General features: G+C 43.1%; 13 protein-coding genes. 3 read left to right on the forward strand and 10 right to left on the reverse strand.

Annotated features, from left to right (window positions below):
- Window positions 1-219 precede the first annotated feature (219 nt).
- Entirely contained in the window at window positions 220-714 is a 495-nt protein-coding gene (locus DXD78_RS19635) for a metallophosphoesterase (protein WP_005827049.1), read from the reverse strand.
- A 91-nt stretch (window positions 715-805) separates the two neighbouring features.
- On the opposite strand from DXD78_RS19635, the gene DXD78_RS19640 reads away from it, so the two are divergent.
- On the forward strand, window positions 806-2,866 hold the full coding sequence (locus tag DXD78_RS19640) for an RNA degradosome polyphosphate kinase (protein WP_009037987.1): 2,061 nt from the start codon (window positions 806-808) through the stop codon (window positions 2,864-2,866).
- Window positions 2,867-2,893: 27 nt separating this feature from the next.
- Here DXD78_RS19640 and DXD78_RS19645 read toward each other — a convergent pair whose 3' ends face one another.
- The 7 genes from DXD78_RS19645 to DXD78_RS19675 form a co-directional block, all read right to left on the reverse strand.
- Window positions 2,894-4,921, reverse strand: a complete 2,028-nt coding sequence (locus DXD78_RS19645) for a glycoside hydrolase family 97 protein (protein WP_009037986.1) — start codon at window positions 4,919-4,921, stop codon at window positions 2,894-2,896.
- Between the two features lie 29 nt (window positions 4,922-4,950).
- The gene (locus DXD78_RS19650) at window positions 4,951-7,983 is read right to left on the reverse strand and encodes a M14 family zinc carboxypeptidase (protein ID WP_022401144.1); all 3,033 of its coding nucleotides are present in this window, start codon (window positions 7,981-7,983) and stop codon (window positions 4,951-4,953) included.
- On the reverse strand, window positions 7,980-9,125 hold the full coding sequence (gene iadA, locus DXD78_RS19655) for a beta-aspartyl-peptidase (protein WP_009037984.1): 1,146 nt from the start codon (window positions 9,123-9,125) through the stop codon (window positions 7,980-7,982). Before iadA ends, DXD78_RS19650 begins: the two co-directional genes overlap by 4 nt.
- 15 nt (window positions 9,126-9,140) lie before the next feature.
- The gene (dcuC, locus tag DXD78_RS19660) at window positions 9,141-10,535 is read right to left on the reverse strand and encodes a C4-dicarboxylate transporter DcuC (RefSeq protein WP_034529524.1); all 1,395 of its coding nucleotides are present in this window, start codon (window positions 10,533-10,535) and stop codon (window positions 9,141-9,143) included.
- 116 nt (window positions 10,536-10,651) lie between these two features.
- Window positions 10,652-12,451, reverse strand: a complete 1,800-nt coding sequence (locus DXD78_RS19665; protein WP_022401142.1) for a RagB/SusD family nutrient uptake outer membrane protein — start codon at window positions 12,449-12,451, stop codon at window positions 10,652-10,654.
- Between the two features lie 42 nt (window positions 12,452-12,493).
- Window positions 12,494-15,529: a TonB-dependent receptor gene (locus DXD78_RS19670; protein ID WP_009037981.1), complete on the reverse strand. Its 3,036-nt coding sequence runs from the start codon at window positions 15,527-15,529 to the stop codon at window positions 12,494-12,496.
- Between the two features lie 296 nt (window positions 15,530-15,825).
- Window positions 15,826-17,511, reverse strand: a complete 1,686-nt coding sequence (locus DXD78_RS19675) for a DUF6377 domain-containing protein (RefSeq protein ID WP_009037980.1) — start codon at window positions 17,509-17,511, stop codon at window positions 15,826-15,828.
- 376 nt (window positions 17,512-17,887) lie between these two features.
- On the opposite strand from DXD78_RS19675, the gene DXD78_RS19680 reads away from it, so the two are divergent.
- A complete protein-coding gene (locus tag DXD78_RS19680) occupies window positions 17,888-20,140 on the forward strand; it encodes an inorganic phosphate transporter (RefSeq protein WP_034522753.1) in 2,253 nt (750 codons plus the stop codon).
- 43 nt (window positions 20,141-20,183) lie between these two features.
- On the opposite strand, the gene DXD78_RS19685 is transcribed toward DXD78_RS19680, so the two are convergent.
- A complete protein-coding gene (locus DXD78_RS19685) occupies window positions 20,184-21,614 on the reverse strand; it encodes a CCA tRNA nucleotidyltransferase (protein ID WP_008664002.1) in 1,431 nt (476 codons plus the stop codon).
- Between the two features lie 129 nt (window positions 21,615-21,743).
- On the opposite strand from DXD78_RS19685, the gene DXD78_RS19690 reads away from it, so the two are divergent.
- Complete coding sequence (locus DXD78_RS19690; RefSeq protein ID WP_009037978.1) at window positions 21,744-22,574, forward strand: hypothetical protein; 831 nt, start codon at window positions 21,744-21,746, stop codon at window positions 22,572-22,574.
- A 68-nt stretch (window positions 22,575-22,642) separates the two neighbouring features.
- On the opposite strand, the gene DXD78_RS19695 is transcribed toward DXD78_RS19690, so the two are convergent.
- Entirely contained in the window at window positions 22,643-23,044 is a 402-nt protein-coding gene (locus DXD78_RS19695; protein WP_005827060.1) for a response regulator, read from the reverse strand.
- Window positions 23,045-23,057: the final 13 nt, after the last annotated feature.

Below are 23,057 nucleotides of genomic sequence, written 5' to 3' on the forward strand. Positions count from 1 at the left end.
ACTGATATCGGTTATAAAAAGAAAAAGCGTCTAGCTAAATCAGGAAAAGACATCACCCCTTGATGAAACGGTCTTTACCTCAGCGTGTAACGACCTTTACCAAATAGTGTAACGGCCTTTACCCAATAGCGTAACGACCTTTACATTAGCATGTAACGGCTTTTACACTATAGCGCAAGCAATCGGTAAATACAATCCATTGAAAATAAACAAACTACATCATCGGTCAGCAAGTTCTATCACCTCCAAATCTTTAAACGTTCCCCCATCAACCGCAAAGCGTACCATCGTACGCACCTTATGGAAACCTTGAATGCCCGCAGCGCCCGGATTGATGTGGAGTACATCCAACGTCTTGTCATACTTCACCTTCAGTATATGCGAGTGCCCGCTGATGAACAGCTTTGGGGGACGCACCAGAATGCTGCCCTTGATGGAAGGGTCGTAGTTGCCGGGATAACCGCCGATATGCTTCATCAGCACCTCCGCCCCATCCACCGTGAAACGGAGAATCTGCGGATAGAGCTGCCGTATCTCCTGCCCGTCAATATTGCCATACACGGCACGGAAGGGACGGAAAGCCGCCAGCTTCTGTGCCACTTCCAGCGAACCGATGTCACCGGCATGCCATATTTCGTCACAGCCCTCAAAATATTGCAGGTACTTTTCATCCCAGTAGCCATGCGTATCCGATAATAAACCAACTTTTGTCATCTTTCCTTTGTTTATTAAGACAAAGGTAATTATATTTGGGAAGAATACAATGTGGTAATGTGCTAATATGCCACATTAACACCTTAACACCATGGACAACAGATATTTCAAACGTGACATCAGCTGGCTTTCCTTCAACTACCGCGTACTGCTGGAAGCGGAAGACGAGACATTGCCGCTATACGAACGCATCAACTTTATTTCTATATACTCTTCCAATCTGGAAGAATTCTACAAGATACGCGTAGCCGACCATAAGGCCATAGCCACCGGAGCCTCGCAAAGCGATGAAGAGACTATGCAGTCTGCCGCCGAACTGGTAGATGAAATCAACCAAGAAGTCAATCGCCAACTGGAGGAACGTATCCGCATCTACGAACAGAAGATACTGCCCGCCCTGCGGAAACATCACATCATATTTTATCAAAGCCGCAACGTAGAACCGTTTCACCGCGACTTTGTGCGCAGCTTCTTCCGCGAAGAGATATTCCCTTATCTGGCCCCGGTGCCCGTAAGCAAGGACAAGGTGATTTCATTCCTGCGCGACAACCGTCTCTATCTGGCCGTACGGCTTCATCTGAAAGGAGCTCCCGCCAGTTCTCCAAACCGTATCCAGTATTTCGTGATGAAACTGCCGTACAGCAAAGTGCCGCGCTTCATCCAGCTGCCCAAGGTGGGGAAAGACTATTATCTAATGTTCATTGAAGACATCATCAAGGCCAATCTGGATACCATCTTCCCCGGTTATGAAGTGGACAGCAGTTATTGCATCAAGATTTCACGCGATGCGGATATTCTGATAGACGATGCCGCCAATACCTCCGAAATCATCGAGCAGGTGAAGAAGAAGGTAAAGAAACGCAAGATAGGCGCCGTGTGCCGTTTTGTATACGACCGCGCCATGCCCCAGGACTTCCTCGACTTTCTGGTAGATGCCTACCGCATAGACCGCCGGGAGCTGGTGCCGGGAGACAAGCACCTCAACATGGAGGATTTGCGGCATCTGCCTAATCCCAACCAAAGCGTACGTCCCATCAAGAAACCCCAGCCCATGAAGCTGACCTGCCTGGACGAACGCGAATCCATCTTCCGCTATGTGGAGAAGAAGGACCTGCTGCTGCATTATCCCTACCACTCCTTCGACCACTTCATCCATTTTCTATATGAAGCCGTCCACGAGCCCACCGTGCGTGAAATCATGGTGACCCAGTATCGCGTGGCAGAGAACTCCACCGTCATCAACACCCTGATAGCCGCCGCACAGAACGGAAAGAAAGTCACCGTCTTTGTGGAACTGAAAGCCCGCTTCGACGAAGAAAACAACCTCGCCACCGCCGAGATGATGAAAGCCGCCGGCATCAACATCATTTTCAGCATACCAGGACTAAAGGTACATGCCAAAGTAGCCCTCGTGCTACGCCGCGACAAGGAAGGGCGCAAACTGACAAGCTACGCCTACATCAGCACCGGCAACTTCAACGAAAAGACCGCCACCCTCTATGCGGACAGCGGACTATTCACCTGCAACCCGGTGATTGTAAACGACCTGCACAACTTGTTCCGTACTCTGCAGGGAAAGGAAAATCCAGTGTTCCACCGCCTGCTTGTGGCCCGCTTCAACCTGATTCCTGAACTGAACCGCCTCATCAATCACGAAATAGAACTGGCTCGGCAAGGCAAGCAAGGACGGATTATCCTAAAAATGAATGCCCTGCAAGACCCTGCCATGATAGACCGCCTCTACGAAGCCTCGCAAGCCGGTGTAGAGATAGACCTCATTGTCCGCGGCATCTGCTGCCTCATCCCCGGGCAGGAGTACAGCCACAACATCCGCGTGACACGCATCGTGGATACCTTTCTGGAACATGCCCGTGTGTGGTACTTCGGCAACGGCGGCGCACCCAAGCTCTTCCTCGGCTCGCCGGACTGGATGCGGCGTAACTTGTACCGCCGTATCGAAGCCGTCACCCCCATTCTGGACCCGGACTTGAAGCAAGAGCTCATCGATATGCTATCCATACAACTGTCGGACAAACGGAAAGCCTGCTTTGTGGACGACCGGTTGCGAAACCGCTGGAAGTCGTCGCGACCGCAAAAGGAGAAGGTACGGTCGCAATATAGCTTTTACGAATACTTGAGAGAGAAAATATAAACAACTCTGCCCCAATATACCTCCGGCTCAACAGTCTTTTATAGGACACAGACGTACGGCAGTTCCTCCACTACGTGCTTGCCGAATGGTGAGGGTATCACTATAAGTCACTTCGCGCTCTTCTATAAGTATAGCAGCAGGACATGTCTCATAATCGGACTCAGGAGCATCACGATAAATAGTAGCCAGATAGCTTTTATCTGTATCGAGAAAAGACAGACTGATATTAGCCGTTCGTTCCTCATCTCCCGTGATACTGCCTATATACCAGCATCCCTCTCCTTTATCACAACGGGCAATAGTAACATAACTGCCAATGCATGCTTCCGGCACCACTGTTCTGCTCCAATCTGTAGGACAAGATACTATAAAATTAAAAGGTTCCGGATTAGCCTCGTAATTCTCTATTTCATCCGAAGCCATTTGTAACGGTGAATAGAGCACCACAAACAGCGCCAATTGTTTGGCCAGTGTGGTATGTACACGTGTCTGTGGCATTACATCGTTAACAAACCGAAACGTCACCGGTGTAAAGTCCATCGGGCCTGCCAACCCACGAGTGAAAGGCAATATTACGGTATGAGAGGGAGGATTTCCACCATCTACATCCCAAGCGTCCCATTCTTGTCCACGTACTCCCTCTTGTGTCATCAGATTAGGAAAAGTACGCTGCAAACCTGTAGGAATCACCGGTTCATGATTATCAATACAGATACGGTGACGGGCAGCAGCCTCTATTACCTTGCGATAATGAAGTACACCAAACTGACTGCTATGATATTCTTTCCCATCAAGCAAATTGCCCACATAACCCGTTTTTACTTGATGCACACCATATTTCTCATAGAACTTGAAACCATCTTCCATCTGATTTTCATAATTGGAAACATTACCGCCAGTTTCATGATGTCCTATCAAAGCTACTCCTTTGCTACGCCCATAATCAGTAATACGTTGTATATCAAAATCGGTATAAGGTTTTGTGAAACTAAACTTCCAAGTAGCCCAGTCTTCATTCCACCCTTCCACCAGTACACCTCCCAGGTTATTGGCAGCAGCAAAATCGATGTGACGCATTGTATTCTCTGTTGTGGCCCCATGATGGGGACCGGCATGCCAGGTGTTATGCTTCATGTGATAAGTCCACCAAATTCCAATATAGCGCATAGGTTGTATCCAGGAAGTATCGGTTATACGACAAGGTTCATTAAGATTTAACATGAGACGGGAAAGAAGCAAATCACCGGCAGATTCAGCCACTATCATTGTACGCCAAGGAGATACACGGGTATCGGTAACACGTACTTTCTCACCTGTACTCCAAGGTGTAAGAGCCGCACGTAATGTAACCGTTTTATTATCTTCAAGTTGTTCAACCGGCTTCAAGTTCATGGCAGCATAATCTGTAAGATTTGCTTCATGAATAGCCAAATAAAGGCTATCTGTTGTCTCAATCGTCACCGGAGTGCTTACCCATCCCATCTTACTAAGAGTTTTTTTCTCAAATAAGGCCTCGTAAAAACGAACTCCTTTCACTGGAATACTCCAAGCATCATAATCTGCAGGAAAAACGAATTCAGTCACTTCGTCATCAATAAGAAACTCTTGTAGCTGTTGCTGGCGCGGGAACTCATACCGGAATCCCATCCCATCATCAAAAAGACGAAAAATAATATTCAGTTCCCGCTCCAACGATGTTTCTTCCTTGAGGCATACCCTCAATTCATTATAATGATTTACAATTTCAGCCTCTTCCCCCCATACTGGTTGCCACACATCATTATGCGAATCATGCTTAACCTCTTTTAGAACGAAACCAGTCAAAAGATCTGGCGCATCCTTCAAAACCAATCCCAGACGTGAAGGAAGTAAAATATTCTTCCCCGCATGTCTTAAACAATATCGGGGAGCACCTTCTTCATCAAGTGTAAACTCTAAAGAAAGTTTTCCATTTGGAGAGGTCAACTTGATATGTTCCTGCTGGCATGAAATCATCCATAGGCCTAAACATAAAGCAAGTATAATCTGTAGCGTTTTTTTTAGTTTCATAGTCATTACCGAATTTAATTTTATATATCCAATTCTTATTTTATAAGTCTACTGACAAACAGTCCCTTTCCTTCCTCAGCCGGAATAACACAGAAGTTTACGAAACCACAGACAGACTCCGGTTCAAGCAACGTGGCAACCAAATTTCCTAAAGGTTGTGCCAAAGGTACCAACCAACTACCTATTGGAAGTTCTACATTATCTTCATAGACATCCGTTTCTACATTTACCGGATGAATCCCCTCCCATTCCTTCTCTGCACGATACAGACGGGTTACTTTGTAACGCTCAACTTTTGCTTTTTGTACACGGGTAACTTGCTCAATGTGTACACCCAACGCTCGAAGCTTACATACTGCTTCTGTACAGGGAGCATCGAGCAGATAAGCCTTAGGGCGAGTACGCATCAATTGAGGTGTTGCCTGCATGGCATCAAGGGTTGGCAGTTCAGTCTTAAACAGTTCATTGGCCTTATAATCGATAAAAGAGACTACATGACGTACAGTATCCGAAGTGAAAGTAACATATATCGGTTCAGTAGCTTTCAAGGTGCGCTTCCTGGCTTGTTCTATCTTACGTTTAATTGAAGCACGATGTTGCGCAGCAGTAACCAACGTTTGCCGTGCCACCAAGAAACCGCACTCACTACGACGTGCAAAACACTCCGGTCCCAATCCAATACCTCTTATTTCGACAAAAAGCGATACAGCTCCCGTCAATGCTTGAAAAGTAGAACTGGACTGCGGACTTTTGGCACCTTTTACAAGAACAAGGGAACCATCTGCCACACGAGGAGTAAAGTAGAAACCGGAAGCATAACCGGCACTATTTAAAACGACCTCTGCCTCACGACGAAAAAGTTCTTCAGACAGCGTACGTAAAGCTAAAGGCGCATTAAGATGTCCTGTAGGTAAAAAAAGTACATCAGCAGCATTTGCTGTCGGCACTCCACGTAATAAGTTAAACTCACGACGTAAAGGTGTATATTCATGAATATCAAGAGCTACGTCCGGATTCCATTGCTGATAGGACTGCTTCAACAGCAAAGTGACAGCATCCTCTAATTTGCTCTGATCGCGATTCAAATCGTAACCATCGGCCGAACGACGTTGCTGAATGGCATAACCATCAACATTGGCTATAGGAACCAAAGCCACAGCTATATGATTCAGCAATTCACGTCCTTCTTTTTCACAAAGTAAGTAACGGACAAGCATGCATACAGCCTCAGCACCTGCCGGCTCGTTACCATGCAGTGCCGCTTGAATCCATACCCTTACCTTCTTCTTGTCGGGAGTACCCAAATAAAGTACCGGAATGGTACGTCCTTGTTTGGTAACACCAATATTCTCCATATATGCCAAACCCGGAGAACGTACAACCAATTGTTGTAAATAGTCCTTTATCTCATCAACCGATGCCAATCCGCTACCGTAAGGTTTACTTAGAGTAGGTGTCTCACGGTCAAATTTGGGGTCAGGATAGAAACTTGCAGTTACTCCGGCAGGTTGCTTCGACTGATTTCTATTCCATAACACAAGATTAGCTAATACCACTTCTTGTGCTATCCTCTGTAAATAAAGAGCCGTTTCAGACGGTAGACCTGCATAATAATCGCTGCTAAAAGGCTCACCAAAAAAAATTGCATAAAAGACACAAGCCGCCAAATAACTGCCTGCAGGACTAGGATGGCTGCCATCAGAATTATACAACTGCAAACTTGGACACTCTCTACGTACACGTCTCCATGCCTCACCCACAGGAGCACAATAAGCATCAAGGACATCAGCCATTTCCAAATAGTTTTCCGTAAGTTGCTGCTGCATTCCTTCATAAGTATCATTATTACGCCCCCATGTCATATAACAGACACTTTTTCCTTTTGGGGCATAAAGACGGCGTAAACTATCTAACTGCGCCGCAGGATGGAATACATTCTTCTTTACCCATTCCTTTTCACGAGTAGGTGCCTTGCTCTGTTCCTGCATCACCATATAATCCCATCCTCCTTCACGAATCGCCTCTAATGTTTGCGTATTGGCTGCATGCTGTCTCAAGTACCAACCAGGGTTAGCAACCTGGCGCACTGATATTTTTTTTCCACATGAGGATGCTAACGATTGGACTTGCCATGGCAAACGATTAAAAAAAGTATAGCTGTTACCTATAAAAAGTACCCGTAAAGAATCTGTCGTCAATAATGGCACAGCTTGTTTCCCCATAGGGACAGCCTCATGCCCGATGCCGCACTCTTCTATCTTGCGCCAATGGCATTCCCAACCACGGGATGCAGCCAACTGGTGAATATAAAGCCAGAAACTACGCCCACGCTCCATACGGTTTCGTCCTTGTCGTTCAGCTTCAGGAGTCTTGCGTAGAAAAGACTCACGTATCGTATCTCCCAAAGCCAGCTGTAGTATGATAGGTTTTGACAAGTATTTTTTTATCTGTTCAGATGAAATATAGGGGATACCAGCCGTACCATAAGGATATGTCTGGGCCAAATCAGGAAAAGTATACCAACCGGGAGAACTTATAATAGCTTTTTCCACATAAGGACTATCGTGAAAAAGCATGAAACGCTGTACGAATTGCCCACCAGCAGAATGACCATAAATCATATATCCTTTGCGCATGCTTCCCGTAAATTGACGCACATATTCAAATAGTTTATCAACCAACACTGGTGTAATTTTTTCGGGAGCATTAGCTACTGTATGGGCAGCATTCATCACCCCCACCTCCTGATAGTCTGCCAAAGGATAAGATTTCAAATCAAAGTGAGGTATAAAAAGCATAAAACCCTTTCTCTCCGCTTCTTCTTTCCAACCGTCCAAAAGATAACGATAGCCGCGGTCTCCTCCTTCAAAGACAAATACAATAGGCATTTGTTTAATATCCCCCTGGGAAGGTATATAATAATGTACATCTACCGGGCGATCGGCAAAAGGAGGGTATTGACTATAAGTGAAGAAATGTTCACCTCTTGGCCTTTCCAAAGTCTGTTTCGCTATTGCAGATAAACAAATACAGAGGAATCCAATATAAAATATAATCAGCTTCTTCATAATTCGTACCTTCCCTTCTTTACTATTGTACCATCTTGCATTACAAATTTACCACGGGCAATGACATCTGTAAGCTGCAAATCTTCCGCCAAAAAACACAAGTCTGCATCTGCTCCTTGTGCCACAATACCTTTAGCTCGTAATTTCAGATTACGAGCCGGATTGGATGTTATCAATGTAATCGCCTGTTCCAATGGTACCCCCTCCTCATTGACTAATGCAACTACCTCCTTGAAATTTAAATTCAAAGGAGCAGGACGATAAGTTATTTCTCCAGTTTCAGGATTCACTCTGCGTACGCCACCATGGCCATCACTAGAAAAAGTAATGCGATCAAGGGGGACACCAGCTCGCAATGCACGTATCACACAACGATGGGGAGTATCAAACTTTGAGCCACCAGTCGAAAAATCAATCATTCCACCTAATTTACCAAATTCTACAGCCTGCATAAAAAGAGCTTCAGTACGTATCAGATGAGTAGGAGACAGATAAGATATCAGTGTAGGATAGTGACGAGCAATATTGAGTAAGGGCTCAATACCTTCCGGAAGTGCTCCCAAATGAATGTGGAGAATTCCTCCTTTACCAGATGTAAATCCCCCTAAACGTACCTGATGTATAATACGTAATATCTCTTGCTCTGTCGGAAACGGACTACGGTCATCACTCATCGCCAGCTTACAGCCAATAACTTTATCTATGAAGATAAGATCGTCAGCCACACTATTCATCAATGTTTTGGTAGGCAATCCGTAATAACTTGTCAGCATATAAGCCGACAATCCGTCATCGTCAATAGCTTTGGCCTTGGCATAAAGCGTAGTAAGTTCTTTGGCAAATCCATCAGTACCAAGCATACCCAATACAGTAGTAGTACCACATGCCACCAGTTCGCTCATAGTCACCTCGGGGACTAATGAGGCATAACCTTGTTGCCCTCCTCCACCAGTAATATGTACATGCTGATCTATAAATCCCGGAGTAACAATTTTACCTTGCACGTCAATAGTATGGCAAAATGATTCATTCAGTTCAATTGTCTTTGAAATATGCGCAATCTTTTCTCCGCATAGCAAAATGTCTGTTTTACCAAGATAGGCAGGAGCATATAAATTTGCATTCTTTATCAATGTAAACATAGCTGTCGATTAATTTTAGAAAGTGATAAGATGATAAAGTATCAAGAAAACAATTCCTCCTATTAAAGGAAATGTATTACGCCTTGCCAACTCCACTGATGACACACCGGCTACCCCGGCAATGGCAACAATGACTCCGGCAATAGGAGATGCGGCACGTCCCATGCTTGCCGCCAACTGCAAAGGAAGTATCAATGAAAAAACCGGCAAACCAAGCTGAGTGGCTATACCCGGCAATAAAGGACCAAATGAAAAAAAGGCTGCATTGCCACTTCCCATCAGCATGGCAGCTCCAAAAATAATGAGAGTAAAGATTGCGGCAATAGCTAATCCCGAAAGTCCGATATGAGAGGAATAACCCACCAATGAATCAATAAATCCCAAACCAATCAGTCCTTTAGAGAAAACTTCTGAAGCTACAATCAATGTTACAACTGAAGTAAACACATTTCCCATGCCTTTCCAAAAACTTGCAAAAACGTTAAAAGTAGTACGCACACTACGAGTATGAAACAACACAAATACCAATGATAAGAACAGAGAAAAAAGCATAGCAGTAGTGGTACCCAATGTTACAGTAGGCTGAAACAGTCCCACAAAAGGTGAAAAGAAAATGAGAAGAGCCAAAGGTAATACCGGGAGTAGCGCAAAAGCCAATGGAACATCCGGTTTTTCTACTAATGAGGTTGCAGTCACATTTGACACCTGCAATATGCCATCCTGCTGTTTCTTTGCATCTTTTTTATCAAAATAACGGTTATTGAAATAGAAGAGTACCATTACAACCAAGGAAGTAGGAATTACTAAAGGAAGTTGATGAGTGATGAAATATTCCACATTGGATTGTCCTATCAATTCGGCAGCCATAGCAGTATTTGCCGACCCCGGTCCCTGATCAAATAGAGTAGCAGCGGCAATGACTGACAATGCTGTAAGTTGACTTACTCCCAAACTAATTAAAACAGGATAAACCGAAGCCACAAGCAACAATCCTAATCCGGCAGCTGAAGGAGTAGTAATAAAAAGTAATTGTCCAATAGGAATAACTATAGTAGCCGCCAAATAAGGATAACGTCGAAAAAGACCTAATGGCTTCATGGAAATATAGACCAATGCATTAGTAGCCTTTATGTTATTCATGAAAGCTACATAACCGCCAATTGTCATTATCATAAACCCTGCACGCGCCAAATTAGAAAGAAAAACTTCCTCTATCATCCTTACCAAATCAAACACCACCATTCCCGTAGCTTTACTAGGTACTACCGAATGCACTTGCATGAAAAAAGCAGCTGTAAGCATTAATAAACCGGAAAGCATCAAAAGACCTTGAGGATTGAGCTTACGATAAAGACCTACCGCTGTAATCCCTACCATAAGAAGACTAAAAATGAAAGCCAATTCGGACATGATGTATCAAGATATTAAGTTTTTGTTTTCTTTTGAATATATGAATCTAAATCAGATATAAACACCGATATATACAAAGCCGTTTATATGCGGTATTTATATCTGACTATTATCTATCAATACCCCGGATTATTTTCCAAAGGATTACCAGTATTGGCATCAATGAATGATTGCGGCAGCGGGAAAAGGACAGGAGTTTCATATTCATCCATACCACGTCCTGCAATACCAGCTATCTCATTGAGTTCACGCATGCGACGTTTGAAATAGTTATTGGTATCACGTTCGTCACCACCATTTTCTTGGCAAACACGTACCAATGTATGACGACGTTCTTCCTCCGTAAGCAGTTCACGGCTGCGTTCATCAAGAATGAAATCCATACCACCGATTCTAAGATCATCTTCAGTAATACTTACAGCATTGGAACGATTACGTACTTTATTTATCCATTTAATGGCCTCGCCTACTTGATTACTCTTGTAAAGAGCCTCTGCATAAAGTAAATATGTATCTGCCAAACGTAAATAAACAATGTCCGCATAGTGTCCATCATTAGCTGCATTAGCCAAAATAGGTGGAGTATAATCCCATTTACGAGTAGTAGGCCAATCATATTTTTTAATGGAAGTAGAAGTTAGCATGGCTGCATTAACCGTAGTATCAATAAGTGCAGTACCACCTAAATCAAATACCTTGGTTACATTGCCGGCAGCATCTACATCATTAATACTCCATACGATAGCATTGGCAGATACACGGTCATCTTGTTCTCCCATTCCTTTATAATTGTACAAACGAAGTGCTCCTCTGGAAGGAACTACACGTCCGGCTCCCTTACCACCATTAGCTTGCCAAAAGACTTGTGCAAATGAACCTTCACCACCGTTATTGATATAGTCCGGATTATGCTGGTTTGTCTTTTTACAATCGCCATCATTAGCATAATAGTTCTTATAAGTTGTAGTCATATAGACATTTGCAGTACCATAGGCACTATTCTCCTCTTCTGTGTTAATGAAAGCCAGTAACACCTCCGTATTTCCATCAGCATACATAGGAGTATAAAATACGTCAATAAAAGGACATCCATCATTGGAAGCATTACTACCAAAGCGTTGATTTATAAGGGAATATTCTCCACTTTCCACTAATGGTTTCAGTACTGAAACTGCTTTTTCAGCATTACCTTCTGCCAAATAAAGTTCACCCAAATAGTGACGTGCCACAGCACCAGAGACTTTACTATTATTAGAAGTACGCAAAGGAAGGTTATCGACTGCAAACTGGAAATCTTCTGCCATCACTTCGCGAATACTACTCAAGGAAGCACGGTCCCAATCATCACGATAATTCAATCCTGTAATTTCTTGTGTTGAAAGGGGCACTGCACCAAATGAATAGGTAAGGTGACGGTAAGCCCAAGCACGGAAAAAGCGAGCTTCGGCCAACACCTCATTTTTACGATTTTCAGCATCAGCACCACTTCCCCAGTTAATGCCATCATTGTCAGCTCTTGAGATAACCATATTGGCAGTGTTGATGATACGATATCCCCACTGGAAAATATTATTCCAAATAGCAAGATCAGTGTAAGTTATCTCTTTGGGATTGTAGAGGAACTTCATTTCCGCATGACTATTATTGGCCCATGAATTATCTACCCCTCCACCCCAGGCAGAATGCAGACAGAGCGCAATACTTCCTCCCATTGCATCAGCACGGCGATACTCTGCACGCATAAGACCATAAAGAGGCGTTATCATCGATTTAAATCCATTGTAATCTACAAGTAAATTTTCAGGATAAAGTGCATCACGAGGATCTTCCTTAAGAAACTTATCCTCATTACAGCCGCCCATAGTGAGCAATAATACTGTAAACACTAAGACATTGAAATATGTTATTTTTTTCATATGTGCAATTTCATTTTAGCTTTTTATGATATATTACTCTCATCAAATATCTAACTTTAGTCCAAAAGTGAACGAACGTACTGGAGGAGCAGCCAATTGATCATTGAGAAATTCCGGATCCATACCTGTCCAGCCAGTTATTGTAGCCAAATTCTTAATGTTCATGTAAAGATTGAGCCGTTTGATGAAAGTACGACGCAACCATTGTTGTGGGAAATTATAACCCAATGTAACGTCGGAAATACGTAAGAAATCTGTCTTTTCATAGAAACTGGCTCCCTCTGGATTCACATCACTATTCAAACTATTTTTCGGATAGCTATTCGTAGGATTCTCTGGAGTCCAAAAATCCACCAAAAAGCGGTTCTGGCGATATGAATTATGGCTTGTATCATACAAGGCATTCAGATGGGTTTGTCCTAACTGAGCCGTTAAGAACACACTCAGAGTGAAGTTTTTGTACTCAAAAGTGTTCATCAAACTCATATTTACTTTAGGAATAGCCGACCCTATAATAGTCTTATCAGCCGTTGTAATATCGTTACCATCTACATCAAGGTATTTCACATATCCAGGATACGAATTACGATAGTTAGGATCTTGCTGCCCTGTCGGGTTAGACGGATCAGCAATCTGCCATACACCGATAATTTTATAATCATAGTTCACATTGATAGGTTCACCAATAAACCACTTGGAAGCCACATCATCAACCGGCTTTCCATTAGCATCATACAAACCAACATCTACAATCTCCGAACGATAGTGTGAGAGGTTGAAAGAGGTGCTCCAGCTAAAACTCTTATGTGTAATGTTATTAGAAGTTATCTGGAATTCAAAACCACGATTACGGGTCTGTCCACGATTCTCAGTAATAGAGCCAGTACCATTAATGGTAGGAATAGAACGGGAAAGCAGCAAATCTTTGGTTTTAGACCAATAAATATCAAATGAACTCTGAATACGTCCATTCCAAAGTGCAATATCAAAGCCAGTATTAATAGATGTAGTAGTTTCCCAACCTAAACCGGGCGAAGCTAACTTCGACGGATAGAAACCAAACTGTGCAGTATGATCATCATTCAGATAATTGTAAGTTGAAAGATTAGGTAGTGTACTATAAGCACTGATAGCCTCATTGCCATTTTTACCCCATGACAAGCGATATTTCAGATTGCTAATGGTTTCACTTATAGGCTTGTCTTTAAAAAAAGATTCATTGGAAATATTCCATCCAATAGCGGCTGAAGGAAAAACGCCGAATTTAGAACTTTCACCAAAAGCGGAGTAACCATCACGACGAGCAGTAAGAGTTAACAAGTAACGATCATCATAAGTATAATTCAAACGCCCCATTTGTGAAATATGATTTTCTTTATAATAATTGGAATTACCAGACATTGTGGCAGCTTTAGAAATCTGGTAATAATACATCACATCATTGGGAAAATTCTTACCTTCCATTGTATTCTGTTCATATTCCTTGCTTTGAGCAGAATATAATCCTGTGAAAAATATACGATGTTTGCCAAATTCACGTTGATAAGAAATAATATTCTCCAAAATCCATTCTTCTGAATGCCAGTCATCAGTATTCAATACGCCATTAGCACTAGCTCCTTCGTAGGTATCCAAACCTTGATAATTCTTATAGGAGCTGTTTTGGTAAGTGAAGCCTGTATTCAATTTATAGCTCAGCCCTTTAATAAAGGGAAACTTTACCTCAAGCACATTATTAGTGATAACCTTTGCACGAATATCTTTTGTCTTATTATTAAGAGATCCCAACGGATTAATGCTGAAAGCTGAAGAGGAGTCCTCAGTAGCAGAAAGTGTAAGTGAACCATCCTCGTTATAAGCACGTCCCAACGGAACTTGTTTTATAGCCCGCCAAAAAGAAGCACTGCTACCACTACGATCGTAGCGACCTAACTGTGTAGTAGTAGAAAATTTCAACCAACTATTAAACTCCTGATCAAGATTGAAACGTACATTATAACGCTTGAACTCATTGCCTACCGCAGTTCCTTTCACATCCGTATAGTTCAATGAAATGAAATAGCTGGTTTTGTTAGCTCCACCACGGAAAGAAAGGTTATGCTGTTGTTTTATACCGGTCTGTGTTGCCAACTTCATCCAATCAGTACTCTGACCGGCAGCATACATAGCTAATTCAGTAGGAGTAAAGTTATCTAACCAAGGTTCAGGATTCTCTTCTGTAGGAGGAGTAGTATTGGTAGCCTTGAAAGCTTCAGATTTATACTTATAGAATTCTTTGCCATTCATCATACGAGGTAAATTGATAGGCTGGTCAATAGTAACATAAGTATCGTATGATACCGTCAATCTGTCTTTCTTACCGCGCTTAGAAGTAATAAGGATTACACCGTTAGAACCGCGAGCACCATAAATGGCTGCTGAAGAGGCATCCTTCAATACTTCTATACTCTCTACATCATTGGGATTGATTTCCGACCATGGACCATCAAAAGGTATTCCATCAAGAATAACAAGAGGTTTATTATCGGCCGTAATGGAGTTGTTACCACGAATACGTGTAGTAGTAGACGAACCTTCAGCATTACTACCCGTCACACTAATATTCAATCCTGGAACTGCTCCTTGCAAAGATTGAATCAAATTAGCTTGTGGGCGACTTTCAAGTACATCCGAGTTAACTGAAGCAACCGAACCTGTAAGATCACTTTTGCGCTGTACACCATAACCTACTACTACCACCTCATCCAGTGCCTGGTTATCTTCTTTCAGTACAATCTTTAACGATGATGCGTCTTTCACCTGCAATGTCTTGGATATATACCCAATGAAACTTATCTCCATTACCGCCCCCTTAGTCACTGAAGCGAGTTTAAAGTTTCCTTCTACATCGGTAATGGTGCCCGTACCCGTACCTTGTATCACTACATTGGCACCGATTATCGGTTCTCCTTGTTCATCTGTCACATTTCCGTTAATATTCCATGTCTGTGCATGAAGTGAGCTTGAAAGTGACAGCATCCACATAAGACAGACAAGCAAAATACCACTTGCGTCTCTCGATTTTTGTCTGGTTTTCATAAATTACATTTTTAAGTTAATAGGAACTTGTGTGTAAAAAATCTCGAGAGCAAAATTAGACAATGTAACAACCGATTATATTCACTGGTAGAGGATTTGGTAAATTCACAAAGTTATATATTACTGATTATCTTTCAATTACAGACAGACTCAATAGATTTTCAGTAGTGATTTAAATTAAATCGGTAATCAAAAACATGTATATAGATAATTGCCATTCGATAGTATTAAGCTATTGAATGGCAATTATCTATATACATGTGGGTAAAAAATGAGAGAAACGCTCAGTCTTCAAATTACTTTTTACAAACCTCTTTCACAGCTCGAAGAAATTCCTCCTTACTGAGCGAAGATTTATTTAAAGTTATAGAACGATTATTATATACGGTTTGCAGTGAACAGTGCAAAAATTCTGCAATCTTCTCACTATCCGTTACCCCCATTCGTATCAAAGCATGAATACGAAGTTCTGTATTAAGCCGCCCAGACTTCACTTCAATATGTTCTTCGGGACGTAGCAAACTATTGAAGTGCTCTACAAAATCAGGGTATAAATGTAGAATAATGGAATCAAATTTCTCATAAAAATCCTTCATTTCATCGCTCATGGTAGAAGTAGAACTAATCATCTTCTTTAAATCTTCAAGTTGCCCAGCCTTTAATTTACGGTTTAACTTTTTACGATACTCCTCCATACGGCAAATATAGGATGAACAAAGTTTGAATACCTGACCAATATACTCCTCCTTAATATAATTTGTGTCACGTAGAACCAAATTGAGCTTTTGCAGTTCACTATTAAGACTCTTCAATCTACCATTGGCCACATGTAGCTCAACCAAAGCTTTCCTACGTCTTCTTGTTTGCCTTCTCAAAAAGAAAAGAGCTATCAGCAATACAATAGTGAGAAAACTAATAAATAAAAGGAATAGCTTTAGCTGCTTCTGTTGCATATGATCACGTTCAATGTAGCTTTGATGTATCCTTCTCTGCAACTTCTGCTGATGAAGCAGTCGTACACGGCTCTTAAAAGTTATACCGATATCAGAACAATAAGTACTATAACGATAGGCTCGGTCCAACTGACCTTGTTCATATAAATAGGAAGCCAATGCATACAACGAACCAATATCACGATTCACAGCATATACATCAGCAATACCTGAGAGAATCATATTTTCCAGCCACTTGGTATGGTTGTGTTCTTTTTCATAAAGTAGAGCCAAGTTATAAGCTAAAATAGAATAATTACGACTATTAGGTAGAAGACGTTGTTTTTCCTTTTCCAACTCATCCCTAATGGCAATACGTTGTGCACCGGGAACATCTTGATATTTCCACACACGGCTATAAAGGTAGCGTGGCTCGTCAGGAGTGGCCGTCTGCAATACTGAATCTGAATATAACGCATAAAGTTGACCATAATGCTCATGTAATGCATCATCACCTAATGAATAGAGTTGCAACCGCGAGCAGAGAGTACGCATCTGACCATAATAACGCGAACGTAAGTAGCGAGGCATACTGGAAGAACAGAGTGAATGCATTACTTCAGAGGCTTGACTAAGCAAGCCATTAGCCGTATAAACAAAACCAATACCTAATAAAGATTCAATCTCACGATTCTTATCATGATATTGTCGTGCTAAATCAAGGCTTTGTGTAGTATACTTCATAGCCGAATCTGCATCATACACGCGATATTCTTGATAAATAGCCTGATTAAGTTCATACTGTTTCTCAAATGCCTTAGATTGTCTTAGTGAATGCTTCAACGCCTCTATTCGCTCCTCTTTCTGCAAAATAAGTTTATCAGAATTATCTATCAGACTATCTAATTGAGTAAACAATGCCTCATTTACCTTAGCAGCACTATCTGAGATATGCTGCTTGCATCCAGCACAAAAAAACAAATATAGTAAGAAGAATAGGTTTAAACAAAAATGGTTTTTCATATTTCTATACTCGTTGGTAGAATTCATTTATTTAATAAATGAATTAAAAAAGTTACATACATCTTTGATTTTTAATATCAAAGTTCTAATTACAATCAATTCTACACACAACTTGTATGCAATATTCGCAAGAATTCTCGACATCTGCAAACAATTAACTAGTAATTTGGCTGCTTAACATAGAAATAACCAAATACGAAACACAAAAGCATCCACTCTTCTATTATACTTATATTGTTACTCTTAAATGCTTAACATTAATGATTATTGGGAGAATAAGAGCAATCGCTCTTAGCACAATACCATTCTATTCCAAAACATTTGTAACATTTCTGTAACATGTATGACATTTCCCTGCAACACCAAACTCTTTCCTTTGCAGCCGGAAATAAAATACATGTCTATGGAAACAATTTATCTGGGTATCGTCATCTTTCTGTTCGTACTCGCGATTTTCGACCTCGTGGTAGGTGTCAGTAATGATGCGGTCAATTTTCTTCAGTCGGCTGTCGGAGCAAAGGCAGCATCTTTCAAAACCATACTGTTCATTGCAGGCATTGGCGTCTTCATCGGTGCGGCACTCAGCAATGGCATGATGGACATTGCACGACACGGCATCTATCAACCGGAGCACTTCTACTTTGCCGAAATCATGTGCATTCTGCTTGCCGTCATGTTGACGGACGTCGTGCTATTAGATGTCTTCAACACTATGGGAATGCCTACCTCCACCACTGTATCCATGGTGTTCGAACTGCTGGGAGGTACGTTCGCACTGGCGCTCATCAAGGTCTATAACAGCGATACATTGGGACTGGGCGACCTCATCAATACAGACAAGGCACTGTCTGTCATCATGGCCATTTTTGTATCCGTAGCCATTGCCTTCTTCTTCGGTATGCTGGTACAGTGGCTGGCACGTATCGTGTTCACCTTCAACTACAAGAAGAACATGAAATACAGCATCGCGCTGTTCGGTGGTATAGCTGCCACCAGCATCATCTACTTCATGCTGATAAAAGGGCTGAAAGACAGCTCATTCATGACCCCTGAAAACAAGCAATGGATACACGACAATACCGCATTGCTGATAACCGGTTTCTTTGTATTCTTCACCATACTGATGCAGATACTGCATTGGTGCAAGATAAATGTCTTCAAAGTAGTGGTTCTGATGGGTACTTTCGCCCTCGCTCTTGCCTTTGCCGGCAATGACTTGGTGAACTTTATCGGTGTCCCCCTCGCAGGATATTCCTCATTTATTGACTATACAGCCAATGGTACGGCCGCCGGCCCCGACGGATTCCTGATGTCCTCACTCCTCGGTGCAGCCAAAACCCCGTGGTATTTCCTTATCGGTGCAGGCGCCATTATGGTTTATGCACTCTGCACATCCAAGAAAGCCCACAACGTTATCAAGACTTCCGTGGACCTTGCCCGCCAGGATGACGGTGAAGAGAACTTCGGAAGTACCCCGATAGCCCGTACGCTGGTACGCTTCAGCATGACTCTGGCTAACGGAATATCCAAAACGATGCCTGAAAGCAGCAAGCGGTGGATGAACACACGCTTCCAGAAGGATGAAGCCATCATAGCCGACGGCGCCGCTTTTGACTTGGTTCGCGCCTCCGTCAATCTCGTATTGGCTGGTCTGCTCATCGCCTTGGGAACTTCCTTGAAACTTCCCCTTTCCACCACTTACGTCACCTTTATGGTAGCCATGGGTACATCGCTTGCCGACCGTGCCTGGGGACGTGATTCGGCGGTATTCCGCATTACGGGTGTGCTCAGCGTTATCGGCGGTTGGTTCATCACTGCCGGAGCAGCGTTCACCATCTGTTTCTTCGTAGCACTGATTATCCATTTCGGCGGTACGGTTGCCATCCTGGCACTGATTGGTCTGGCAGTCTTCATGCTGATTCGTAGCCAAGTGATGTACAAAAAGCGCAAGGAGAAAGAAAAAGGCAACGAGACCCTGAAACAGTTGATGAAGAGTACGGACAACAATGAAGTCATCGAATTGCTCCGCAAGCATACCCGTGAAGAACTGGTGAAGATTATGGAATTCACAGAAGAGAATTTTGAACGTACCGTCACTTCCTTCCTACACGAGAATCTACGCGGACTGCGTCGTGCCATGGGCTCAGTAAAATTCGAAAAACAACTCATCAAGCAGATGAAGCGTACCGGAACACTTGCCATGTGCCGTCTCGACAACAATACCGTACTGGAAAAAGGACTCTATTACTATCAAGGCAACGACTTTGCCAGCGAACTGGTGTACAGCGTAGGCCGTCTTTGCGAACCTTGCTTAGAGCACATAGACAATAACTTCAATCCGCTGGATGCCATTCAGAAAGGAGAATTTACAGACGTAGCCGAAGACATCTGCTATCTGTTACAAGTATGCCGCCACAAGCTGGAAACGAACAATTATGATGAACTGGAAACAGAGATTCGCAAAGCCAACGACCTCAACGGACAGTTGTCTCACCTGAAACGCGAAGAGCTGCAACGCATCCAAAGCCAGAGCGGCAGCATCAAAGTCAGCATGGTATACCTGACTATGATACAAGAAGCCCAGAACGTAGTGACCTACACCATCAACCTGATGAAAGTAAGCCGCAAGTTCCAAGTAGAAAAAGAAGAGTTATAAGTTATGAGTTATAACGCATGGTACATAACATGCAACTTATAACTCATAACTCCTTAAGCCCCATCTTCTCCGCCCGTTGCAACATAAATGCACGGGCGGCTTCGTATTCATTGGGAATGATGCCGTCCAAAATGGCATCCTTAATGGCACTCTTCAAGGCACCTACCTGCTGGCAAGGAGAAAGGCCGAAAGTCTTCATGATTTCTTCACCACTGACCGGAGGCTGGAAATTACGGATACGGTCGCGTTCCTCCAAATCCTTCAGCTTCTGGCGTACCAACTGAAAATTATTAAGGAAGCGTTTCTTACGCTCCATATTCTTGGAAGTAATGTCGGCTTCGCACAGTGTCATCAGGTCGTCTATATCATCACCTGCCTCAAACAAGAGACGACGCACTGCCGAGTCGGTCACTACATCATCCGCTATCACAATGGGACGCATGTGCAGGCTCACCATTTTCTGCACATATTTCATCTTCTCATTCATAGGGAGCTTCATCTTGCGGAAAATATCGGGTATCATCTTCTCGCCAATGAAATTATGGTTATGGAACGTCCAGCCCGCACGGGGTTCCCAACGCTTGGTGGCAGGCTTGGCTATATCATGCAGAAGAGCTGCCCAGCGTAGCCAAAGGTTGTCGGTCTTCTTGCTGATGTTGTCGAGTACTTCGAGCGTATGGTAGAAATTGTCCTTATGGGCGCGTCCATTGCGCGTCTCCACGCCTTGCAGCCTGACAAGTTCCGGGAATATCAGTTCCAGCAGACCACAGCGGTCCAGCTCAATGAATCCCTTAGACGGAATAGGTGACAAGATGATTTTGTTCAGTTCGTCTGCAATGCGTTCTTTGGAGATGATGGAGATGCGTTCGCGATTACGCTCCAGAGAATCGAATGTCTCATCGTCAATATAGAATCCCAGCTGGGTGGCAAAACGGACACAGCGCATCATGCGCAAAGGGTCATCACTGAAAGTTATATCAGGGTCGAGGGGAGTCCGGATGGTCTTTTCCTTCAAGTCTCCAATACCGCCAAAGGGGTCGACCAACTCGCCATAACGCACCCGGTTCAGGCAAACAGCCAGTGCATTGATGGTAAAATCACGGCGGTTCTGGTCATCCTCCAATGTACCGTCCTCTACAATAGGCTTGCGGGAATCGTGTGTATACGATTCTTTTCTTGCACCCACAAACTCAACTTCCGTACCATAGTACTTCAATTGTGCCGTACCGAAATTCTTGAAGACGGAAACATGCGCCCCACGCCCCAGACGCTTACCCAGCGCCTCGGCCATGGCAATGCCACTGCCTACCACCACCACATCAATATCCTTGGAAGGACGTTGCAGGAAAATATCACGTACATATCCACCGACTACGTAACATTCCAATCCCAATTCATCAGCCGTTTCGGATATCCGCTTGAATATATCATCACTAAAATATTGCTTCAGTTCTTCTGCCGTCAAATCTATCATAAATAATGCGCTAATGTAATGAATACGCAAATGTGTTAATGGTCTATTAGCACATTTGCACATTAAAATGCTGCAAAGATAAAGATATTATTTCTATTTTTGTGGACTCTAACTCCAAGAACAACAAATATGAAAAAAGTAATACTCCTTGCATGCCTATGCTGTACACTCTTCTCTTGCGAAGATGTGGAGAAGAAGGCTGGTGAAAAACTACAAGCTGCCCGCGAAGCGTTTGAACTCGGCAACTACAATGAAGCGAAGATTCTGATTGACAGCATCAAGATGCTCTATCCCAAAGCGTTTGAAACTCGCCGTGCAGGCATCGGCCTGATGCAGGAAGTGGAACTGAAAGAGCAGGAAAAGAGCCTGGTCTATCTGGACAGTATGCTTCAAGCCAAGCAAAAGGATTTCGATGCAATCAAAGGGAAATACACCTTTGAAAAAGATGCCGAATACCAGAATATCGGCAATTACCTTCATCCTTCCCAAGTGATAGAAAAAAATCTGCATCGCTCTTTCCTTCGCTTCCAGGTAGACGAAAACGGAGTCATGAGCATGACTTCCATTTATTGCGGAGCCCATAATATCCACCATGTGGCCGTCAAAGTCACTGCTCCCGACGGTAGTTTTGCCGAAACACCCGCCGCCAAAGACAGCTACGAAACCACTGACCTCGGTGAAAAGATTGAAAAGGCAGACTTCAAACTGGGAGAAGACGGAAACGTCATGGGGTTCCTTTATCTGAACAAGGACAAGAATATCAAAGTCAACTATCAAGGGGAACGCCCCTATTCCATCACCATGACTGCCGCCGACCGCCAGGCCCTTGCCAGCATCTACGAACTGGCACAACTGCTGTCATCCATGACGGAAATAAAGAAGAATATGGAAGAAGCCAATCTCAAAATCGAATTTGTAAAAAAGAAGATGGAAGAGAGAAAAGACAATGCACAAGAATAAAAAGAAGGAAACCGGATGATATATTCATTACTTAGTCATCCGGTTCCCTTTTTATTATCAGTAAAGCCTTACCAAACCAATTTGGGTAAATAACGGCTCAGACATGTACGCAAAGCAGACAGAGTGATGGGTTTTACCAACACTTCCGAGGCTCCGCACTCCAAGGCTTTTTCGCGGTCGGCAGTAAAGGCGTAAGCGGTCTGCATGATGATGGGAAGTTCTTTATCCTTCTTGCGAATAATCACCGTAGCATCCAGCCCGTTCATAATAGGCATTTTTATATCCATCAGAATAGCTTCCGCCTTGTCGCGATTCTCTTCGAACAAATTTACAATATCCTCACCATTCTTTGCCCATAGTATCTCGCATTTCTTGCCGATAATAGCCTTTATCAGTTTAAAGTTACTATCATCATCTTCCGCAACCAGAATAAGCGGACGGTAATCTCCTGACACTTTTTCTATTTCCATGACCTATGCGTTT

This window comes from Bacteroides sp. D20, assembly GCF_003436255.1.
GTDB lineage: Bacteria > Bacteroidota > Bacteroidia > Bacteroidales > Bacteroidaceae > Bacteroides > Bacteroides uniformis.